The organism is Arthrobacter sp. D5-1, assembly GCF_017357425.1.
Taxonomy (GTDB): domain Bacteria; phylum Actinomycetota; class Actinomycetes; order Actinomycetales; family Micrococcaceae; genus Arthrobacter.
Map to the genome: position 1 here is coordinate 106,555 of NZ_CP014571.1, position 20,882 is coordinate 127,436.

Genomic DNA, 20,882 nt, shown 5'->3' on the forward strand with positions numbered 1-20,882 from the left:
GTTCAATGGCGGGCGGCGGAGAAGTCCGCATCCTGGCTGGGCGGGGGCGTCTGTTCCGGCGTCTTCGCTGCAATGGCGATCAGCGCCCGCCCGGTCAAAGGATGCTCCAGCGTCCGGGATTCAACACCGAAACAGCGGCGGACCAGTTGGGGGTCCAGCAGCGTTGACGGCGGACCGAAAGCCTGCAGCCGCCCGGACTGCAGCACTGCCACCTGGTCACAGAATTCAGCCGCCAGGTTCATGTCATGCAGGGCGGCCAGCACGGTCCTTCCCCGCGAAGTGACCAGATGCATGAGCTCCAGTTGGAAGGCGACATCGAGGTGGTTGGTAGGTTCGTCCAGGACCAGGACCGGTGCTTCCTGAACGAGCGCCCGCGCCAGGAGGACCCGCTGCTTTTCCCCGCCGGACAACCCCGCAAAGTAGCGGTCCGTCAGGGAGGAGGCTCCGACGTCGAGCATTGCTTGGTGGACGAGGTGGTGATCCCGGTCTGAATCCGCACCAAACCCGCGCTGATGCGGGGCGCGGCCCAGCATCACAACCTCGCGGGCCGTCATGGGAAAGTCCTGACTGGATTCCTGGGCCATCACGGCCACGCGGAGCGCGGCCTGCCGGGAGGTAAGGGCGCGAACATCCCGGCCGCCTATGGTGACGGTCCCCGAGGTGGGTTTGTTCACCCGGTACAGGGCACGCAAAAGAGTGGATTTGCCGCATCCGTTGGGCCCCAGAATGCCAACCACGGAGCCGCTGGGTGCAGTAAAAGTGACGTCGTGAACCACCGGAGTGCCGCCAAGGGCGATGCTGACGTTGAGGAATTCCACCTTCATCGTTTGATGCCACCCCTTACAGCGCCGTTGCCGCGCATGAGCCACAGGAAGAAGGGCGCTCCGACGGCAGCGGTGAGGATGCCCAACGGAATCTCGGCCGGTTGCGCCACCGTGCGGGCCAGCAGGTCAGTGAGCATGAGGAAAAGAGCCCCGCCAAAGATGGTGACGGGCAGCATGCGGCGGTGATCGGAGCCCACCAGCATGCGCGCGGCGTGCGGCACCACCAAGCCAACAAATCCGATGCCGCCGCACACGGCAACCGTGGTGGCAGTCAGTAATGCCGTGGCCAGCAAGAGTGTCCGACGCAGCGATTCCACGTTGACGCCCAGGGCCGTGGCCGTTTCGTCGCCGGCCAGGAAGGCGTTCAGCGCGCGGGATCGGAACATCGCGAAGACGCTGATGGCCACGAGTGCCACGCCCGGCAGCAGCAGTTGCGGATAGGTGGCTGCGGAAACGCTGCCCAACAGGAAAAACAGCACACTGTAGACGTTCTGGGCGTCGGTGGTGATGGTCAGGAAGTTGGTGATCGCGGAGAGGAGTGAGCCCAACGCCACGCCTGCCAGGATGAGCCGGGAGGGTGCAATCACGCCATCCTGTTTCGCGAGCAAGTACACCAGGGCCGTCGCCGCCGCAGCTCCCGCGAATGCCGACGCGTTCAAGCCCAGCCCGCCCACCGCCGTCGAGCCTGCCACGATGGCCAGAACGGCTCCCACTCCCGCCCCGGCTGAAACACCCAGAATGTAAGGCTCGGCGAGTGGGTTGCGGACGTTCGCCTGGAGCAGGGCTCCGGCCAGCGCGAGGCTGGCCCCGGCAATGCCGGCCAGGAGCGCCCGGGGGAGCCGGAAGCTCCACACGGCTTGGTCCTGGGACACGGTGAGCGAGCCGTCCGACATCCATGGCAGGCCAGGGATCAGGTGCCCGGCCATGATCCGCAGCGATTCCAAAAACGTTGTTTGCAGCGGCCCGGTGCTGCCCGAAACCACCAGAAGCACAACGATTCCGAGCACCAGCATTGGTGTCAGCAAGCGTTCAAGCACTGACCTGCGTGGGCGGGCGGGGCCGGCTGATGGGGCGGGGCGGTTGCCGCTGACTGGGCGTTCGAGGTCAGCGGTCATGGAGGAGTCCAATCACGCCCTGACACTATCTTAAATGAGAATGATTCGCATATATGTGATTGCCGGGTTGGTACCTCAGTGCCCGTGTTGTCGGGTGGGATTGCTGTTGAGTGTTACCTCGGCGCGGGCACTCCGGCAGCGCGCTCAGCTTCTTCGAGCGCCTCTGCGAGGCGTTCGACGGCGGCCCGGTAGTCAGTTCCAGCCGTCACCTTGCAGTATTCGGCCTCCCGCATGGCCCGGGTGAGCGCAGCAGTCTCCGCTGACCTCACGTCCGTCATGGCGGGGAAATCGATGGTGCGTGCGGGGTCCAGTTCATACCGGCTCCACTGCTCCAGGACGTACTCGTGGCGGGCGGCGTCGTCGGCAAAGCCGGCACGACGGCGGGGCTCGGCTGCGTGGATCCGTTCCACTTTGCGGATGCTGACCAAGGTTGCTGCCGCCGTGGCGAGGCCGATGGAAATCATGATGAGCCCTGCCGGCGGCCATTGCACCGCGGGGACCAAGATGGCGGGCGCCACCACAACGAGCCCTCCGAACACGTCCCAAAAAAGCCCGTCCGGCTCCGCGCCGCGGCCGTAGGTCAGTTTCCTGTGCAGGACATAGGTGGTTGCTGCGGTTGCGAGAACCAGAGCAACACCCCACAGGAGCATCATGGCGGGCATCGGACCACCTCCAGGCGAATTCGCTGCTTTGCCTTCAGTATGCGGCAGTGCCCGCGTTGGCGCGAGGGGTCATCTTGCCCCGGGGCGTAGCCTAGGCACCATGAGACTGAAAATGTGCAGCATCCACGTCAAAGACCCGGCAGCAGCCCATGTTTTCTACACGGAGACGCTGGGTTTCGAGACCTTGATGGCCATGCCCGAGTACAACCTCTTCATCATCAAGGATCCCGGAGCGGACAACAGCACGTCGCCTGGCCTGCTGCTGGAACCCAGCGACAACCCCATCGCCTCCAATTACATGAACGCCCTGCACGAGTCCGGGCTGGCGGCCATTACGTTCGGGGTGCCTGATGTCCAGGCCGAGTACGAGCGCTTGCTGGCTGCCGGTGTGACCTTCCAAGGCGAGCCCACCGAGGATCCCTCAGGCGTCAGTGCGGTTTTCGACGACGGATGCGGCAACTTCATTCAGCTTCACCAAGACTGAGCTTAAACAGTTGTGGCCGGGACCATTGGTCCCGGCCACAGCTCAGGCAGACTTAAGCGTGGTCGCGCTTGGAGGTCTTCGGGGCGTCGCGCTTTGCGGCGGCGTTGTCCCGGGCTTCCTTGGTGGCGGCCTTCTTGGCGGCTTCGTCCTTGACCCGCTGGGCTTCGGAGCGGACGGCAGCGTGGGTGGCGCGCTCGGTGACCAGCCACTGCGGCGGAGCCTGCAGCAGCTCGGTGATTTCCGCCGTCGTGAGCGCATCTTCAACGCCGCCGCGGGCGAGGCCGCTGATGGAGACGTTCAGCTTCTGCGCGACGACCGGGCGGGGGTGCGGGCCGTTCCGGCGAAGTTCGGCGAGCCATGCCGGGGGATTGGCCTGGAGTTCGGCGAATTCGTCACGGGTGATGGACGAATCCTGGAACTCTTGGGGTGTAGCGGGCAGGTAGATGCCGAGTTTCTTGGCAACTGTTGCCGGCTTCATGGACTGGGAGTTCGAGGACGTCATGCTTCAAGGGTATCTGGCCGGTACTGTGAGTGTGTGCCAGACGCTGAAGATTCCGCCGAAACAACCGGGCCCCTTGCCGGCCTCCGCTTCGCCTACGTTGCGGGTGTGACCCCTGGGAAATGGATCCGACGGTGGGAAGAGCGCATGCCCAACTTTCCGTTGCACTCGTTCATGTCCGACGACGACGCCCAGGTTTCGGTGTTGCATGACGGTTCCGCTGACCTGAGCTTCGTTCGGTTGCCCGTGGACCGTGAAGGCCTGAACGTCATCCCTCTTTATGAAGAGCAGCCAGTGGTGGTCGCTCCCAAGGGGCACGAGATCTCCGTGTTCGAAGAGGTGGCCCTTGAAGATCTTTCCGACGAGAACTTCCTCGACATCGAGGAAATGGGCGGGCCGGACATGGCCCTCCAGGTTGTCGCGTCCGGTGCTGGGCTGGCGATCCTGCCAATGTCAGTTGCACGGCACTTGAACGCCAAGGACACCGTTATGCGCCGCCTGACCGGCGCTCCCGGGACGCAGATCGGCCTGGCTTGGCTGGTTGGAACCGACAGTCCCGTGATCGAGGAGTTCATTGGAATTGTGCGTGGGCGGACCGCGCAGAGTTCACGCCAACCCTCGGCCCAGCAGGAGAAGCCCAAGAAGGAACCCAAGCCCGACCGCCGCGGGGGAGGCCCCAGGAAGCCTGCAGTCGCGCAGCGTTACGCCCCGAATCCTGACAAGGGCCGGGGCAAAGGTTCGCGCAAGAAGGGCAAGCGCTAGCTACGCGCCGTGAATTGCGGTCTGTTGCTGCTCTGAACGGTTGAGATAGGCCAGAAGAAGGTCGCCGGCCCGTTCCAGCTCTCCAGCCTCCAGCGCTGAACAGATGCGCTCGTTTTCTGTGAGCCAGTCGCTGTAGAAGTGCGCATTCAGGGTGGCCTTGTGGAAGTAAAGGCGCATCTCGGCCAGAATCTGGGCCATGATCGTGTTCAGCCGGTTGCTCTCGGCGAGGGCAACAATCGCGCCGTGGAAATGCTGGTTGGCACTTCCCAAGCCTTCGTTGTCCCCGGCTGCCGCGGCCCGCTTACCCTCGTCGACGGCGGCCCTGACGGCGGCGATGCGTTCCGGTGAACCGCCCGCCCGGATGGAACTGACCTCAATCGCACGGCGAACCGTGTAAACGTCGTGAATGTCGCCTGCTTCAAGGGTGGCAACAAAAACGCCCTTATTGGGCTGGCGGAGGAGCAGCCGTTCACCGGCCAGCTCAGCGAATGCTTCGCGGACCGTGTTCCGGGAGACGCCCAGATCCTCGGCAATGGTGGCTTCGGTCAGCTTGGCCCCCGGGACCAGGAAACCTTCGGCCAGCTGGTAGCGCAGCTCTTCGGCGACTCTTTCGGCAACGGAAGGAACTCTCATGCGGACCCGGGCCCGCGCGCTGACAAGGCCAGCGGTTCCGTCTTTTTCCTGATCTGCACTGGCCATGACACCAAAATTACACGATTGCCCAAAACTTGGATCGCTGGATTGTTGAACAATCCAACAGATTGAGGCATTCTAGATGTAACGCACATCACGAGGCAGGGATCACATCATGGCAATCATCGACATGAACAGCGACGTCGGAGAGTCTTTCGGGCGCTGGACACTCGGCGATGACGCAGCCATGTTCGAGTCGGTCTCCAGTGCAAACGTTGCCTGTGGATTCCACGCTGGGGACCCCAGCGTCATCCGCAGCACCTGCGACAAGGCGGCGAAGGCCGGCGTCGTCATCGGCGCCCATGTTGGCTACCGCGACCTCGCTGGATTCGGTCGCCGCTTCATGGACATCCACCCCAGGGAACTGGCGGATGATGTGGTGTACCAGATTGGTGCCCTCCAGGCTCTGGCGGCCACCGCCGGTGCACGCGTCCAGTACGTGAAGCCCCATGGTGGCCTCTACAACGCGATCGTGAAGCACACGGCCCAGGCCCGTGCCGTCGTCGAAGCTGTGAAATCGGTGGACCCCAACCTCCCGATTCTCGGCCTCCCGGGCTCCGAAGTCCTGCGTCTCGCCGAAGAAGCAGGCCTTCGAGGCGTCGCCGAGGCTTTTGCCGACCGTGCCTACAACCCGGATGGAACACTGGTTTCCCGCTCACAGGCGGGCGCCGTTCTCCATGATCCGGCTGAAGTGGCAGAGCACGTCCTTCGCATGGCCACCGAACAATCCGTCAAGACCATTGATGGTTCCATCCTGAAAATCCGCGCAGAAAGCATTTGCGTGCATGGTGACTCGCCGGGGGCCGTTGCAATGGCCACCGCAGTGAAGTCCGCTTTGGGCGAGGCCGGCGTCACCGTCGGCTCGTTCCTCTAATCCGTTCCATTCAGGCCCAGCACTACATCCCTCACCCCCGGAGGAAACCATGACCAGCACCAACAAGGCAGCCAAGGCCGTGACAAGGAAGCCACCGGCCGGCGCCATCAAGGCGTACGTCGCCAGCCTCACCGGCACCTCGCTTGAGTACTACGACTTCGCCATCTACTCGGTGGCTTCGGCCCTCGTGTTCCCCAAGATTTTCTTCCCCGGCAATGACGAATTTGTCGCGTTGCTGCTCTCGTTCTCGGCCTTCGCAGTTGGCTACCTGGCCCGACCCATTGGCGGCGTCATCTTCGGCCGACTGGGCGACAAGATCGGCCGCAAGTATGTCCTGGTCTTCACGCTCGTCCTGATCGGTGTCGCAACTGTCCTGATCGGCGCTTTGCCCGACTACTCGGTGATTGGCGTCGCGGCTCCCACCATTCTCGTCCTGCTGCGCCTGGCGCAGGGCATTGGCGTTGGCGGCGAATGGGGCGGGGCTGTACTGCTCTCCAGCGAATTCGGCGATCCCAACAAGCGGGGTTTCTGGTCTTCCGCAGCACAGATCGGCCCGCCTGCCGGTAACCTCATGGCCAATGGTGTCCTTGCCATCCTGGCCGCCTCGCTGAGCGAAGAGGCCTTCCTCTCCTGGGGCTGGCGCGTAGCCTTCCTTGCCTCCGCGTTGCTGGTTGTGTTCGGCCTGGTCATCCGACTCAAGCTCGAAGAAACTCCGGTGTTCAAGGCCATCCAGGCCCACGGTGATCGTCCCAAGGCTCCTATCAAGGAAGTCTTCACCACGCAGCCCAAGGCACTGGTCGCCGCAGCCCTGTCCCGAGTTTGCCCTGACATCCTTTACGCGCTGTTCACGGTGTTCGTCGCCGTTTACGCCACCAAGGAACTGGGCATGACAACGGGCAACGTCCTGTCCGCCATCCTGATCGGCTCTGCCTTCCAGCTCTTCCTGATCCCGTTGGCCGGCGCGTTGACGGACCGCTTCAACCGACGCTGGGTCTACGGCATCGCTGCAGCTGCGACCGCAGCCTATATCCCGCTGTTCTTCCTGCTGATCCAAGGCAAGTCAGTAGCCATGCTGACCGTCGGTACGGTCATCGGCCTGGCCCTGCACGCCTTCATGTACGGACCTCAGGCGGCCTTCATCACCGAACAGTTCCCGGCCCGTCTCCGTTACGCCGGCAGCTCGCTGGCGTACACCTTGGCCGGTGTGATCGGTGGGGCGGTTGCACCCATCATCTTCACCGCTCTCTACGGAGCAGCAGGTGGCGGCTGGTACCTGATCGCTGTGTACATCCTCGTCGCTTCTGTTGTGACGATCGTTGGCATGCTCCTCGGTCGCGACCCCAAACCGGAAGAAGACGTCCGTTTGATGCAGGGGACGCACGCTCAGCCGGCGTCGTAGCGAAAAATGGAAACCGTGATGCACACAGCCACCGCAAAAAGGGTTCGTTCTGTCAGGCCTGTCGGTACCCGTGCCGTGCTGGCTGAACTGGATGGGCTGCAGGACGTATTGGCCCTGCAGGACATGCTCAACAAGTCCCCGCTGCAGGGACAAGTGGACGTTCTTGCCGCCGCCGAAACTGTCATGGTGGTGGGCGAGTCCGCAGCGGCCACCCGCGCCATCGGCACCCGGTTGCTTGAGCTGGAAATCACGGCTCCGGAAGTCACCGACTCCGGGCTGGTGGTCATCGAGACCGTATACGACGGCGACGACCTCGCCGACGTCGCGGAGCTCACCGGCCTGAGCGTGGACGGCGTCATAGCCGCCCATACCGGCCAGATCTGGACCGTTGCCTTCGCAGGCTTCGCACCAGGTTTCGGCTACATGGTGGGCGAGAATGAAGCACTCACGGTTCCCCGCCGCTCTTCCCCGAGGACAGCTGTCCCCGCTGGATCTGTAGCCCTTGGTGGCCAATACTCGGCCGTTTATCCCCGCAGTTCACCAGGCGGTTGGCAGTTGATAGGCCGGACCGGGGCGCGGATGTGGGACCTTGACCGTGCACAGCCTGCCTTGGTCCGCCCCGGTGACCGTGTGCATTACAAGGCCGTCCGCGAGGTTGTGACAGCCGGCGTACACCCGGCAGGGGATACCTCAGCCGGCGACTCCCCGGCCGGCGGCTCCGACAAGGAGCGCCACACTGAGTCCGGTCTTCGGATACTGAATCCAGGGCCGCAGAGCCTTGTCCAGGACCTCGGCCGCCGGGGCTTCGGTCCGCTGGGAGTGTCTGCTGCCGGGGCGTTGGACCGGGCATCGCTGCGCCGCGCCAACAGACTGGTGGGGAACGCTTCGTCGGCTGCGGCCATTGAGAGCGTCAACGGCGGCCTCACGGTGGAAGCAATCGGCGACCAAGTGATTGCCGTGGCGGGTGCGCCGACGACGCTGACCATCGAGTCGCCGTCGTGGGTTGATTCTGAAGGATCCGACGACGACGGCTACGTCCAGCCCGGCTCTCAGCGGACCGTCCCCATGGCCGCGCCCTTCGCACTGCTCGACGGCGAAGTGCTCACGGTGGGGGCTCCCAAGTCGGGATTCCGAAACTATGTGGCGATCCGTGGCGGCGTTGATGTCCCTGAGGTTCTGGGCAGCCGGTCCGCTGACACGATGTCCGGGATTGGTCCTGCTCCTTTGACAGTCGGCCAGGAACTTCCGGCTGGTGAAGACACCGCATCCACAGCCGTGGGAAGCCCAGAGCTCCAACCGGATTTCCCCGGGCTCGCCGGCCACGGCGTCACGGTACTTGACGTCGTTCCCGGACCACGTGCCGACTGGTTCGACCAGGAAGCGCTTGATTCCCTCTGCGGCCAGGACTGGCTGGTCACGCCGCAGTCCAACCGCGTGGGCATGCGCCTGGACGGGACCCCGTTGCGGCGCACCCGTGAGGGCGAGCTCCCCAGCGAGGGCACCATGGCCGGCGCCCTTCAGATTCCACCCGCGGGGCTGCCCGTCCTCTTCCTGGCGGACCACCCCATCACAGGCGGCTATCCGGTGATTGGCGTGGTGCGTGACGAACACCTCGACCTCGCTGCCCAGGTTCCCATCGGCGGACGGATCCGTTTCCGCCTCGTTCCGGATGCGCCGGACTTCACCACGACGTTTACCAAGACCCCAGAGAATTGAGTATGTGATGCGCAAGGTCCTGATCGCGAACCGCGGCGAAATCGCAGTCCGCGTCGCCCGAGCCTGCGACGACGCCGGCATCCAGTCAGTCGCCGTCTATGCAGACATCGACGCAGATGCCATGCACGTTGGTGCTGCCGACGAAGCCTACAGCCTGCGCGGCAACTCGCCGGCTGATACCTACCTGAACATTGGGAAGCTACTGCATGTTGCCGAGGAATCCGGCGCTGACGCCGTCCATCCCGGTTACGGTTTCCTGTCCGAGAACGCTGACTTTGCACAAGCAGTGCTCGACGCCGGACTCAAGTGGATCGGCCCGTCGCCGGAGTCGATTCGCCAGCTGGGCAACAAGATCACGGCGCGCGATATCGCCGTCCGCGCCGGTGCACCTTTGGTGGCCGGCAGCGACGGCCCGGTGTCGTCTGCGGCAGAGGCCCGCGCTTTCGCCGAGGAACACGGACTCCCCCTTGCGATCAAGGCGGCCTTCGGCGGCGGTGGCCGCGGCCTGAAAGTGGTTCGTGAGCTCGCCGAAGTAGAGGAAGCCTTCGACTCCGCAGTGCGTGAAGCAGTGGCTGCATTCGGTCGCGGCGAGTGCTTCGTGGAGCAGTACCTCGACCGGCCCCGGCACGTGGAGGCGCAGGTCATCGCAGACATCCACGGCAACGTGGTGGTGGTGGGAACCCGCGACTGCTCCCTGCAGCGACGCCACCAGAAACTCGTGGAAGAAGCCCCGGCCCCTTTCCTGAGCGACGAACAGCGAAAGCAAATCTACGAGGGCTCCAAGGCCATTGTCCGCGAAGCAGGCTACTACGGTGCCGGGACAGTGGAATTCCTGGTCTCAGCTGACGGGGCCGTGGCTTTCCTGGAGGTCAACACGCGCCTTCAGGTCGAGCACCCCATTACGGAAGAGACTGCGGGGATTGACCTTGTCCAGGAGCAATTCCGCATTGCTGCCGGTCTGCCGCTGAGCATCACGGAGGACCCCATTGCCCGTGGACACTCCTTCGAGTTCCGCATCAACGCAGAGGATGTCGGGCGCGGGTTCCTCCCCTCGCCGGGCACCGTTGCGTTGTTCGAAGCACCGACGGGACCCGGCATCCGAATGGATACCGGTGTCCGGTCCGGTTCCTTCGTGGCGCCCCAGTTCGACTCCCTGCTGGCCAAGTTGATCGTGAGCGGAGCTGATCGCCAGCAGGCACTCCGCCGCGCACGCCGGGCCCTTGCCGAAATCAACATCACCGGCCTCCCCACCGTTCTGCCGTTCCACCGCGCGGTTCTGGAATCCGAAGACTTCACGTCCATTGCCGGAATGCGGGTCCACACCCGATGGATCGAAACCGACTTCGCGGACCAGATCCCGGTGGATCCCGAGTACAACGTGGTGGCCCCGGAAGGTGCGCGCAGAACCATCACCATCGATGTGGACGGAAGACGCCTCGCCGTGGGATTACCGGCGGACCTGCTGGACGGCTGGGCCCGATCAGGGCAAGGCCTTCCTGCCGCGCCAGACGTGACGGGTTGGCCGGGTTCTGCCGCCGGTACCGGGGACTCGCCAGCCGAATCCGCGCTCGTCTCCAGCATGGCCGGCACAGTAGTGAAGTGGCTGGTGGAACCCGGTGAAGAAGTCGCCGCGGGTGACCCCTTGGTGGTCCTTGAAGCCATGAAGATGGAAACCCAAGTTCCCGCCCACCGGACTGGTACGCTCTCCGAGGTCCTGTCCGCACCGGGCGGAGTTGTCACCGCTGGCGCCGTGCTGGCCCACATCCAGTAGCTCCGCTAGGCGTGTGCCGCCGCTGATATGCCCAGCACGCTGTCCAGCAAGCTGTTGCGGAACTTACCTGTGGGGTCGTTCGCCTGAACCAAGGCGCGGAAGTCTTCGAACCGCGGGTAGAGCGCGGCAAAGTCGTACTGCCCGGTTGTGAAGAGTTTGCCCCAGTGCGGGCGTGCGCCGAACGGACGCAGAGCTTCCTCAAGCTCCGGGAGCACTGCTTCCACGTCAGACTGGAGGGGCTTCCACGTGAAGTGCAGCGCCACACTTTGCTGCTGATAGAACGGGCTGAGCCAGAACTCGTCAGCGGCAATGGTGCGGATTTCCGAGATGAACAGGAGCGGCGCCAGCTTGCCTGCAAGCGCGCGGACTGCCTGCAAGGCAGCAGGCGCCTGGTCCAGCGGCAGAAGGAACTCGCTCTGCAGCTCCTCACCGTTGCTCGGTGTGAATTCGTGGCGGAAATGCGGCAAGCGGTCCAGCCATTTTCCAGCGACATCCAGCTGCTCGGTGCAGTTTTCGGCCGACATGTCCGGCAGGGGGTGCATGGCCGCGGTCGCCGCTGTTGCTCCAAAGAGGTCCGGCAGGGGAGCCTCGGAGTCGAGTGCTTTGAGCCAGACCTGCGGGATGGTGTCTCCGGTGTAATCCGTGAAGAAGCTGACGCTGTAGGCGCTGGATGCGATGGCCTGGAAGTTCGCCAAGGCACCTTCCCACGACAACCCGGTGAGCACACGCTGCCGGACCTCGTAGCTCGGGCGGACTGCCAGCTCAAGTCCCGTGACGATGCCAAGGGCTCCCACGCCCACCACGCTGGCGGGGAATTCGTCGTCGTCCGCTGTCAGTGTCACCAGCTCGCCGGAGGCGCGCACCAGGTCAACACCCACGACGGCGGCAGCCAGCGAGGGGTTGTTGACCCCACTACCGTGCGTGCCGGTTTGGATGGCGCCGGCGACGGAGATGTGGGGGAGCGAAGCAAGATTGTGGATGGCGTAGCCCTGCTCCTCGAGCGCGCGACCCAGGGCGCCGTAGCTGATGGCGCCGCTGACCTTGACCGTGCCCTTCGCGACGTCCAGCAAAACTTCCTGGGGGAGGGCGTCGAGGAGGATGTGGGTGCCGTCCGTGTCTGCCACTGTGTTGAAGGAGTGCCTGGAGCCGAGGGCCTTGATCTTGGTTGCGTTCGCCACGAGCTCCTGCAGTTCAGCCACCGAGGTGGGGCGGTGGACTTCCGCGGAGGAGTATTCGAGGTTTCCTGCCCAGTTCTTCATTGAAGGATCTTCCCATCTGGCGTTATACGGACGTCCATAAATTGTTAACGTTCACAACTAATTGAGTCAAGGGGTGTCCAGCCCTTGCCGATAGAGTTCAAGAAACCCGCTGTCTACCAGGAGCTGCACGTGAGCCAGGGATCCAAGCCCACCATCCGGGACGTTGCGAAGGCGGCTGACGTATCGCTGACCACTGTGTCCTACGTGCTTTCCGGCCGTCACGGCGGGACAACGCGGATCAGCCAGCCCACACAGGACCGGGTGTTGGCGGCCGTGAAGGAGCTCGGTTACGTGCCCAATCAGGCCGCGCGAGGCATGCGTCGGGGGAAGACGGACGTGGTGGCGGTGGCTATCGGGAACCTCGATTGGCCATGGGACCGCGCCCTCGCCACGGCGGCGGCCCGGATCCTCCCGGAGCGTGGGTACCAACCGGTGATCCTGCTGGGCGACGATTGGCGGAAGTTCATGATGTCCGGGGGCGCCGATGGTGTCATCATCGGCTACTTCCCCGAGGCCAAGGCAGACGACGAAACCGTCACCGAACTGGCTCGCCGCGGCGTCGCCCAAGTAGTGATCTCCGGAACCATGAAGCCCGCCGGGTTTGATGTCCTGGCCCCCGAATCCGATGAAGGGCTCGCGGAGTGCATGGAATTCCTCACCAGATCCCACCGCAGAATCGCGTGCATCCGCAGGGCAGACCCAGCTGGACGGCCCAAGAGCCGCTTTGCCGCCTATGCTGCCGGGTTGGAGAAGGCTCGCATACCTCTGGATGAGTCCTTGGTCAGGACGTCGCAGCACCACCCTGCCACCGCGTATCGGTCAGCGGTGGAACTACTCCAACTGCCGGACAGGCCCACGGCCATCTTCTGCACGGACGACATGGAAGCGCTGCAAGCCATCCGTGCCGCGTACCGCCTGGGCCTGCGGGTCCCTGAGGATATCCAGATTGTTGGCGTAGGAAACTCCACTGAGGGCCAGGAGTACGACCCGGCCCTGACCACTGTTGGTCCGGACCCCATTTTTGAGCAGGTGGTCAGGATGCTGCTTGATCGCTTGGCGGGTGTGACGCCAGCGGAGGGAATCCGGATTGCTTCGCCATGGAAGTTGCACCATCGAGGCACCACGCAGCCCTAGGAGCTAGTCCTTCAGTGGGCGGCGCGCCAGCCAGGCGGCCACAGTTGCCCCCGAGATGTTGTGCCACACCGAGAACACGGCAGACGGCAGTGCGGCCAAGGGGCTGAAATGCGCTGTGGCCAGTGTGGCGGCCAGGCCGGAGTTCTGCATGCCAACCTCAAACGCGAGGGCGCGGCGTGCCTTGTCGTCCAGCCTGCCGACCTTGCCCGCGAGGTAACCCAAGCCCAGACCGAAACCGTTGTGGAGAACGACTGCCAGGAAAACGATCGCGCCTGCAGCCACGATCTTGCTGGCACTTCCCGCGACGACGATGGCCACGATCAGTGAAATCACGACGGCGGACGCCCACGGAAGTGCGGGAAGAACCTTTGCGACGAGCTTCGAGAGGAACAAACGGGCCAGCAGGCCCGCGATCACCGGCAGCAGCACTGTCTTCACGATGTCCATCACCATCGCGCCGGCATCGATGTGTAGGAAAGAGCCGGCCAGGAAGAGTGTCAGGGCGGGGGTCACGATGGGCGCGATCAGCGTGGAAACCGAGGCGACGGCCACGGACAGGGCTACATCGCCCTTTGCCAGGAACGCCATGACGTTCGAAGCGGTACCCGAAGGTGCGCAACCCACCAGGATCAGCCCGACGGCCAGTTCCGGCGGCAACTGCAGAAGGACGGCGATGAGCCATCCGGCGCCGGGCATGATCACGTAGTGCGCCACAATGCCAAGGGCAACGGCCCATGGGCGCCGGGCCACCGAGGCAAAGTCCGGCGGGGTGAGCGTGAGCCCCATGCAGAACATGATGACGCCCAGCAGGTAGGGAACCGCGACGCCCATTGGTTTGAACAGATCCGGAACCAGGAAGCCGAGGACTCCCGCTGCAACCACCAGGAGTGGGAACACAGTGACAGCGATGCGCGCAATCTTGGCTTCAGCCGCAAGGGCGGCGTTGACGGGCGCAACGGCTTGTTCGGTTGTCGACGGGGTATTGGTTGCCTCAAGCATTCATCCATGCTCACACTCGGCGTCCAACCCGAACGACTTCTTTACATCCACGCAGGGGTATATGTCAGACAACCGCTGTTTCGCACCCAACTAGGTGACAGTAAACGCACCACTGAGCCCTTATTAGGACGTGTGCTGTTACCTAGTTGGGAGCGGCGGATCAGGAGTTGAGCTTCCCGGCCAATCTCTCGCGCATGCGGATGCTGGCCTCGTTGAGCCCGATAAATTCCACCTCGCGCCCGTGATTCCGGTACTTTTCGGTCACGGAATCCAGCACGGCAACAGTGGACGCGTCCCAAATGTGGGAGCCGTGCAGATCGATGATCACACGATCTATGCCTTCTGAGGAATCTTTTGCATAGTCGAACTGCGTGTACAGATCATTGGACGACGCAAAGAACAGCTCGCCGTCCACGGTGTACGTGGCAACAACTTCGCCGTTGAGCTCGAGTTCCGTCCGCTCCACCGTTGCGAAATGAGCCACCCGCCGCGCGAACAGCACCATGGCAGTCAAAACGCCGACGCCGACACCCACCGCGAGGTTGTGGGTCGCCACAACAGCGGCAACAGTTATCAGCATGACGGCGGTCTCCGACTTGGGCAGCCGCTTCAGGGTTGAGGGCTGGATGGAGTGCCAGTCGAAGGTGATCAGGGAAACGAAAATCATCACGGCAACCAGCGCGGCCATGGGGATCATGCCCACGACGTCGCCGAGGACCACTACGAGCACCAGCAGGAAGACACCGGCCAGGAACGTCGAGAGCCGGCTCCGGGCGCCGGAGCCCTTGACGTTGATCATGGTCTGCCCGATCACCGCACAGCCACCCAGGCCCCCAAGGAACCCGGTGACGATGTTCGCCGCACCTTGTCCCCAAGAGACGCGGGTCTTGTTGGACCGGGTGTCCGTGATGTCGTCAACCAGCTTGGCGGTCATCAGCGATTCGAGCAGGCCCACCAATGCCATGGACAGCGCGAAGGGTGCAATGATCTGGAACGTCTCCAGGTTCAGGGGAACGTTGGGGAGGAAGAAGCCGGGCAGGCTGTCCGGGAGTTCACCCTTATCGCTGACAGTCGGAACATCGATGCCACCCAGTACGGTGACCAAGGTGATGGCAACAATAGCCACCAAGGGAGCCGGAATGGCAGTTGTCAGGCGGGGCAGTCCGAACACAATGACCAGGCCAACGACGACAATCGGGTAGACCATCCACGGCACGTTGAAGAGCTCTGGCATCTGGGACATAAACACCAAGATGGCCAGCGCGTTCACGAAGCCGATCATCACGGACCGAGGGATAAACCGCATCAACTTGGTCACGCCGAGCACCGCCAGGATGATCTGGAAGACGCCGGCCAGGATGATGGTGGCAATCAGGTAGTCGAGCCCGTGTTCCTTCATGACGGGAGCGATCACCAATGCCACCGCGCCAGTGGCAGCGGAAATCATGGCAGGACGGCCGCCCACCAGCGCGGTGACCACGCCCATGGTGAACGATGCGAACAAGCCAATACGAGGATCCACACCGGCGATCACCGAGAACGCGATTGCTTCCGGGATTAAGGCCAGAGCCACCACAAGTCCCGCGAGGGACTCCGTCAGCAGCCGGCGGGGCGAGCGAAAAGTCGCCCGCAATGACATGAGTTGCTCCGGAGTCATGGGTCCTTACAGGGCAGGTTTCTTACAGTGCAGTCTGGCGGTAGCGCTCAATCTGCTTAAGACGCCGCTGGAGGCTGTCGCGCCGCGGGTGCGGAACGGCGTCGGGCGCCTCAGCAGTGAGATCAATGTGTTCGGTTCCGTACTGCCACAACAAGAGGTCATCCAGGAGGCGGTCGGGGCCGGGTGAATAGCGATGGTCCAGGGCCTTGCGGACCTCGGTGATCCGGTTGGCACTGAGAAGCCCGGCCAGCTCCACGGTCTTGGTGAGCCCGTGGGCGGCGAGCAGTTCGGCAGCCCATCCCCAGTCGTCATCAACTTTACGGTCAACGTGCGGCAGGAGCGTACGCCAGACGTCCCGGACCCGGTTGGGGGTCAGCGGCGAGCCGCCCTCACCCTCCAGGTCCCAGTAGCCCCGGACTTCCTCGTACCGCTCGTGAAGATCGGCGAAGGCGCTCTCCACTGTTTCCAACATGGCAGCTGTGGCAGTGAACTGGCGGTCAAAGTGGGGCGTCCACGCACGCGGGTCTTCGGCCTTGAACCGGATGTCGTGCTCGATCTCGCTCCAGGCGTGGGCAAAAACGGTGCGGATCTGGCATTCGAAGAAGTAGCTGCCGTTGGCAGGCATGTCCGGATTGAAGACGTGCTGGTATTCCTTCACGGCCTCGTTCTGGATGGTCCTCAGAATGAGGTGGCGGCTGGAGTATCCGTAGGTTCCCGACTCGATGGAGCCGATGTCCTTTTCACGGTCTCCGCGGCAATCGAAGAGCTGCCGCTGCCGCTTGATGATGTTGGCCACGGCGGCGTTCTCGGCCGGTAGCTTGGTGATGACACGGATGCCCACCATGTCATTCAACGTGCGGAAGGGATCCGGAAACTTCAACAACCGGGGGCCACCCGGCTCCAAGGGATCATCGGTGCGGGAGATCTTTTCCCGAAAGGACTCCACTGTTTTGGTCCGTCCTGTGACAAACAACGGAGTGACCTCGGCGTCATTCAGCATGTCCCTCAAGGTGAGCAGGACATCACGCGTGACCCGTTTCAGGGCAGGGCGGACACGCTCATAGAGCGCCACGTTTGCTTCCACTGCGTCGCGCTGATCCTGGTCCAGGCTGTCCCAATTGCTTGCCATGCCCCCAGCTTACGGGGCGGGTCCGACACTGAACCGAGCCACTCGCCGTCGGGGTGCCTCTAGCCAAACTAGTGAATCGTCACGATAGGCTCAGTACAAAGGAGGGCGCAATGTTGCGGCACAAGTACAGCTACGGCGAACACCCCAGCCAATGGGGCGAACTCTTCATACCTGAACCGTCCAACGGAAACCATCGCGGCGCGCCTGCGCTGGCCGGAGGGATCGCCGTTGTGATCCACGGCGGTTACTGGCGGTCCCAGTACGGCGCGGAGCTCGGCGAGCCCCTTGCACGGGACCTCGCAGCGCACGGCATCACCGCCTGGAACCTCGAGTATCGGCGGGCCGGCAACGGCGGTGGTTGGCCCCACACTTTCGAGGACATCCTGGCCGGCATCGACCACTTGGCCACCATCGCCGGTGATCACAATCTCCAGCTCGGCAAAGTGGTCGCGTTGGGTCACTCGGCCGGCGGCCATTTGGCGGTCTGGGCTGCTGGACGGCAGCGGCTCTCGGACATCGGAACGCCTGACGCCGACCGCCAACTCCAGCGCAGCCCGGAGGACAATGCCGTCCACCTGACTGGCGTCGTCAGCCAGTCCGGCCTCCTGAACCTCGCGGCCGCGGAGAAGCTGAACCTCAGCAACGGAGCCGTCTGCAACCTCATGGGCGGGGATTCCCATAGATTCCCCAAACGGCATAAGTACGCGGACCCCATGAGTTCGCTGCCGCTGGACGTTCCGGTATATGCCGTCCATGCCACGGACGATGAGGACGTTCCCGCCAGCCAGTCCGAGGCATACGTTGCTGCAGCCACGGCGGCAGGAAGCGCCGCCCAGTTGCTCCGGGTTCCCGGTGACCACTTCGACCTGATCGACCCCAAAGCCGTCGCCTACAAGAAGTGCCGCGAACTGGTCCAACGACTACTCTCGTAAACTGTACGTCGCAGGGGCTTGCCTCTGGCAGAGTTGTCCCATGCTGACAGTCATTGGTGAAGCTCTTGTTGATGTGGTCCAACGCTCGTCCGGAATCGAGGCGCACGTTGGCGGCAGTCCGCTCAACGTAGCCGTCGGTCTGGCGCGCCTTGACCACCCGGTGCAGTTCATCGGGCGCTATGGCCGGGACGCCTACGGTGACTCCGTGGCGGCCCACCTCCGCTCAAGCTCCGTAATGGTGCCGCTTCCGCCGGACGAGAAGCCCACCAGCGTGGCCACTGCCACAATCGACGACGACGGCGCCGCCACCTACGTCTTTGACCTCGCCTGGGAATTGCCCGGACTCGCCGCAAGGTTGCCGCTGATGCTGCAGGGCGCCACCTTGCTGCACACAGGTTCCATAGCCACCGCACTGGAGCCCGGCGCCGCAGAGGTGCTTGCCGCCGTCGAACACGCCCACCCGGGCAGCACCATCAGCTTCGATCCCAACTGCCGTCCGAGCATCATTACGGACGTTGATTACGCGCGGACGCAAGCCGAACGCTTCGTGGCGCTGTCCGACGTCGTCAAGGCCTCCGACGAGGACCTTGAGTGGCTGTACCCCGGCATCGATCCAACGGAATCCGCGCGCCGCTGGCTGACGTTGGGAGGCGCCGGAGGTCCGGCCCTGGTTGTGGTGACACGTGGTTCTCGAGGTCCGTGGGGCATCACCAGGGCAGGCGAGACCCAGATTCCCGCACCAGCTGTGAACGTGGTGGACACTGTGGGCGCGGGGGATTCGTTCATGGCGGGGTTGTTGTCCGCCATTGTTGACCATGGGCTGGATGGCGCGCAGAATCGTGACGCCTTAAGGGCCATGCCGGCTGAGACCTTGGCAGCCATCATGGATCACGCAACACGTGCGGCCGCCGTGACGGTGTCGCGGGCAGGCGCGAATCCGCCCACGCGGGCTGAGCTCAACCACGGAGTGGCGTAACCACGGGCCGAAAGCGTAGGGGTCTAGCTGGCCCCGTGACCGGCGGCCACTTCCTCGCCGGCCTTCACTGGTCCCGGCGGGGTGCCTTCCCCGAACGGACTTCCTCCCAGGGATTCCCGTCCGTGCGGACTCAGCCAGCCGGATAGATCCGGTCCAGCAGGAACGATCTGCGTGGGATTAATGTCCTCGTGGACGATGTAGTAGTGCTGTTTGATCTGCACAAAGTCGATGGTGTCCCCAAACCCAGGCGTCTGGAACAGGTCCCGGGCGTAGCCCCACAATGCCGGCATTTCGCTGAGTTTGTTGCGGTTGCACTTGAAATGACCGTGATAGACGGCATCGAAACGCGCCAAGGTGGTGAACAGCCGGACGTCGGCCTCGGTGATGGTGTCACCCACGAGGTATCGCTGGCCGGTCAGCCGTTCCTCAAGCCAGTCCAAAGCGTTCCAGAGACGGGTGTACGCCGCATCGTAGGCTTCCTGTGATCCGGCGAAGCCGCACCTGTAGACCCCGTTGTTGACCTCGGTGAAAACTCTCTTGTTGACGGCGTCGATTTCCTCGCGCAGGTGCTCCGGATACAGCTGCGGCGCGCCCGGACGATGGAACTCCGTCCACTCCGTGGAGAAGTCCAGCGTGATCTGGGGGAAGTTGTTGGTGACCACTTGGCCGCTGGGGACGTCCACCAAAGCCGGAACTGTGATGCCTCGGGGGTAGTCCGGAAAGCGCCGGAAGAATGCCTCCTGCAAACGTTCGATGCCGAGTACCGGGTCCTTGCCGTCCGGATCCAGATCGAAGGTCCAGGATCGGGCGTCGTGCGTGGGACCGGGTTGGCCAAGGCTGATGACGTCCTCAAGTCCCAAGAGCCTGCGGACGATCACGGTGCGGTTGGCCCACGGACAAGCCCGGGCGGCGATCAACCGGTAGCGTCCCGGCTCCACGGGCCAGCCGGGCTCGCCGTTGGGTCCGGTGGCGCCGTCACGGGTGATCCGGTCCTCGATGTAGTTGGTATCGCGGTTGAACTCACTGCCAGTGACGTACGCGCCGCGGGTGCTGTGTTCGTCGACTTCGCTGGTCTTCTCACTCATGGCTTCAGCCTAAGCCGGGCTCACCGAACCGCGCGACCTTGTGGGCCGTTGTGCCCACGTAGACTGGCATGATGCGGCTCGTAGCAAGCGATATTGACGGCACCATCCTCGGTCACGACGGCAAAATCAGTGACCGGACCATCAAGGCATTCCAGGCGTGCCGCGACGCAGGGGTGGAACTCGTCTTCGTCACGGGTCGTCCGCCACGCTGGCTGTACCCGCTCCAGGAGCAGCTTGGCCATAGCGGAATCGTGATCTGTTCCAATGGGGCGGTGGTGTGGGACCTGGAAACCGAGAAAGCACTCTCTTCGTGTGCCCTGGACGCCGACTCCGTTTTTGAGGCCCGTCGGATCATCAAGTCGCTCAGGCCTGACGCGCTCTTCGCCGTTGAGACCCTCACGGGTTTCCAACTGGAGCCGGGCTTTATCGAGAACGAAACCAGCGAGCTTCTCGCCGAATTCACCCCGAAACCGCTGGCTGAGACGCTCACGGCGGATGACGCCGTCGTGAAGTTTCTGGCAATTACCCGGAAAGGCACGCCGGACGAATTCCTCGCCGAAGTTCAGCCTGCCGTCGCCCACCTGGTGAGCACCACCCACTCGGCACCTCGAACCGCGATGCTGGAGATGTCAGTGCCCGGCATCAACAAGGCCGTCACGCTCGCCAAGTACGCCGAGTCCCTGGGGATAGAAGCTGCTGATGTAGTGGCGTTCGGAGACATGCCCAATGACATCGAGATGCTCCGCTGGGCCGGTCACGGTTACGCCATGGCCAGCGGACACCCGGAGGCCATCCTCGCCGCCGGACAGCAGGCACCGCACTTCGACGACGACGGCGTGGCCCAGATTCTCGAGGCAAAGCTGACGGAGCAGCGGGTCTAGTTTGTTCGTGCCCTGGTGATGTCCGATTTCC

At 63.6% G+C, this 20,882-nt stretch carries 20 protein-coding genes; 10 read left to right on the top strand and 10 right to left on the bottom strand.

The genetic code is table 11. The annotated features are described in order from the left end of the window. Positions 1–2: 2 nt before the first annotated feature. The 3 genes from AYX22_RS00465 to AYX22_RS00475 all read right to left on the bottom strand — a co-directional run bounded on the left by AYX22_RS00465 (position 3) and on the right by AYX22_RS00475 (position 2,601). Positions 3–824 carry an ABC transporter ATP-binding protein gene (locus tag AYX22_RS00465; RefSeq protein ID WP_207595621.1) on the bottom strand — a complete coding sequence of 274 codons (822 nt, stop codon included), beginning with the start codon at positions 822–824 and terminating at the stop codon, positions 3–5. After that, on the bottom strand, positions 821–1,939 hold the full coding sequence (locus AYX22_RS00470; RefSeq protein WP_207595622.1) for an iron ABC transporter permease: 1,119 nt from the start codon (positions 1,937–1,939) through the stop codon (positions 821–823). Before AYX22_RS00470 ends, AYX22_RS00465 begins: the two co-directional genes overlap by 4 nt. Before the next feature lie 113 nt (positions 1,940–2,052). Then, positions 2,053–2,601, bottom strand: a complete 549-nt coding sequence (locus AYX22_RS00475) for a hypothetical protein (protein ID WP_207595623.1) — start codon at positions 2,599–2,601, stop codon at positions 2,053–2,055. 100 nt (positions 2,602–2,701) lie between these two features. On the opposite strand from AYX22_RS00475, the gene AYX22_RS00480 reads away from it, so the two are divergent. Then, the gene (locus AYX22_RS00480; protein ID WP_207595624.1) at positions 2,702–3,085 is read left to right on the top strand and encodes a VOC family protein; all 384 of its coding nucleotides are present in this window, start codon (positions 2,702–2,704) and stop codon (positions 3,083–3,085) included. A 52-nt stretch (positions 3,086–3,137) separates the two neighbouring features. Here AYX22_RS00480 and AYX22_RS00485 read toward each other — a convergent pair whose 3' ends face one another. Continuing rightward, entirely contained in the window at positions 3,138–3,587 is a 450-nt protein-coding gene (locus AYX22_RS00485; protein ID WP_207595625.1) for a DUF5997 family protein, read from the bottom strand. 33 nt (positions 3,588–3,620) lie between these two features. Here AYX22_RS00485 and AYX22_RS00490 point away from each other — a divergent pair, with 33 nt between their 5' ends. Next, positions 3,621–4,346: a LysR family transcriptional regulator substrate-binding protein gene (locus AYX22_RS00490; RefSeq protein WP_207595626.1), complete on the top strand. Its 726-nt coding sequence runs from the start codon at positions 3,621–3,623 to the stop codon at positions 4,344–4,346. Here AYX22_RS00490 and AYX22_RS00495 read toward each other — a convergent pair whose 3' ends face one another. Beyond that, positions 4,347–5,045 (bottom strand): GntR family transcriptional regulator, encoded by a 699-nt coding sequence (locus tag AYX22_RS00495; protein WP_207595627.1) that lies wholly within the window; start codon positions 5,043–5,045, stop codon positions 4,347–4,349. It lies immediately after the preceding gene. A 109-nt stretch (positions 5,046–5,154) separates the two neighbouring features. On the opposite strand from AYX22_RS00495, the gene AYX22_RS00500 reads away from it, so the two are divergent. From AYX22_RS00500 to AYX22_RS00515, 4 genes are read left to right on the top strand one after another with little or no spacing between them, the layout of a single operon-like run. Beyond that, positions 5,155–5,913, top strand: coding sequence for a 5-oxoprolinase subunit PxpA (locus AYX22_RS00500; RefSeq protein ID WP_207595628.1), 759 nt, complete (start codon positions 5,155–5,157; stop codon positions 5,911–5,913). A gap of 49 nt (positions 5,914–5,962) precedes the next feature. Then, a complete protein-coding gene (locus AYX22_RS00505; protein WP_207595629.1) occupies positions 5,963–7,312 on the top strand; it encodes an MFS transporter in 1,350 nt (449 codons plus the stop codon). Between the two features lie 6 nt (positions 7,313–7,318). Beyond that, complete coding sequence (locus tag AYX22_RS00510; protein WP_207595630.1) at positions 7,319–9,028, top strand: 5-oxoprolinase/urea amidolyase family protein; 1,710 nt, start codon at positions 7,319–7,321, stop codon at positions 9,026–9,028. Between the two features lie 7 nt (positions 9,029–9,035). Continuing rightward, entirely contained in the window at positions 9,036–10,799 is a 1,764-nt protein-coding gene (locus AYX22_RS00515; protein WP_207597411.1) for a biotin carboxylase N-terminal domain-containing protein, read from the top strand. Positions 10,800–10,804: 5 nt separating this feature from the next. On the opposite strand, the gene AYX22_RS00520 is transcribed toward AYX22_RS00515, so the two are convergent. Next, the gene (locus AYX22_RS00520) at positions 10,805–12,058 is read right to left on the bottom strand and encodes a D-arabinono-1,4-lactone oxidase (RefSeq protein WP_207595631.1); all 1,254 of its coding nucleotides are present in this window, start codon (positions 12,056–12,058) and stop codon (positions 10,805–10,807) included. A 129-nt stretch (positions 12,059–12,187) separates the two neighbouring features. Between AYX22_RS00520 and AYX22_RS00525 the strand changes: the two genes are divergently transcribed. Then, positions 12,188–13,192 carry a LacI family DNA-binding transcriptional regulator gene (locus AYX22_RS00525; protein WP_207595632.1) on the top strand — a complete coding sequence of 335 codons (1,005 nt, stop codon included), beginning with the start codon at positions 12,188–12,190 and terminating at the stop codon, positions 13,190–13,192. 3 nt (positions 13,193–13,195) lie between these two features. On the opposite strand, the gene AYX22_RS00530 is transcribed toward AYX22_RS00525, so the two are convergent. The 3 genes from AYX22_RS00530 to AYX22_RS00540 all read right to left on the bottom strand — a co-directional run bounded on the left by AYX22_RS00530 (position 13,196) and on the right by AYX22_RS00540 (position 16,977). Further along, complete coding sequence (locus AYX22_RS00530; RefSeq protein WP_207595633.1) at positions 13,196–14,191, bottom strand: bile acid:sodium symporter family protein; 996 nt, start codon at positions 14,189–14,191, stop codon at positions 13,196–13,198. A 160-nt stretch (positions 14,192–14,351) separates the two neighbouring features. Next, positions 14,352–15,848, bottom strand: coding sequence for a SulP family inorganic anion transporter (locus AYX22_RS00535; protein ID WP_207595634.1), 1,497 nt, complete (start codon positions 15,846–15,848; stop codon positions 14,352–14,354). Positions 15,849–15,870: 22 nt separating this feature from the next. Beyond that, positions 15,871–16,977 (bottom strand): RelA/SpoT domain-containing protein, encoded by a 1,107-nt coding sequence (locus tag AYX22_RS00540; RefSeq protein ID WP_207595635.1) that lies wholly within the window; start codon positions 16,975–16,977, stop codon positions 15,871–15,873. A 110-nt stretch (positions 16,978–17,087) separates the two neighbouring features. Between AYX22_RS00540 and AYX22_RS00545 the strand changes: the two genes are divergently transcribed. Both AYX22_RS00545 and AYX22_RS00550 read left to right on the top strand, forming a co-directional pair. Further along, positions 17,088–17,909, top strand: a complete 822-nt coding sequence (locus tag AYX22_RS00545; RefSeq protein WP_207595636.1) for an alpha/beta hydrolase — start codon at positions 17,088–17,090, stop codon at positions 17,907–17,909. 40 nt (positions 17,910–17,949) lie between these two features. Then, entirely contained in the window at positions 17,950–18,885 is a 936-nt protein-coding gene (locus AYX22_RS00550; protein WP_089593110.1) for a carbohydrate kinase, read from the top strand. A 23-nt stretch (positions 18,886–18,908) separates the two neighbouring features. Here AYX22_RS00550 and AYX22_RS00555 read toward each other — a convergent pair whose 3' ends face one another. Continuing rightward, positions 18,909–19,970: a glutathione S-transferase family protein gene (locus AYX22_RS00555; RefSeq protein WP_207595637.1), complete on the bottom strand. Its 1,062-nt coding sequence runs from the start codon at positions 19,968–19,970 to the stop codon at positions 18,909–18,911. Positions 19,971–20,041: 71 nt separating this feature from the next. Here AYX22_RS00555 and AYX22_RS00560 point away from each other — a divergent pair, with 71 nt between their 5' ends. Beyond that, positions 20,042–20,851 carry an HAD family hydrolase gene (locus AYX22_RS00560; protein WP_207597412.1) on the top strand — a complete coding sequence of 270 codons (810 nt, stop codon included), beginning with the start codon at positions 20,042–20,044 and terminating at the stop codon, positions 20,849–20,851. The last annotated feature ends 31 nt before the right edge of the window (positions 20,852–20,882 follow it).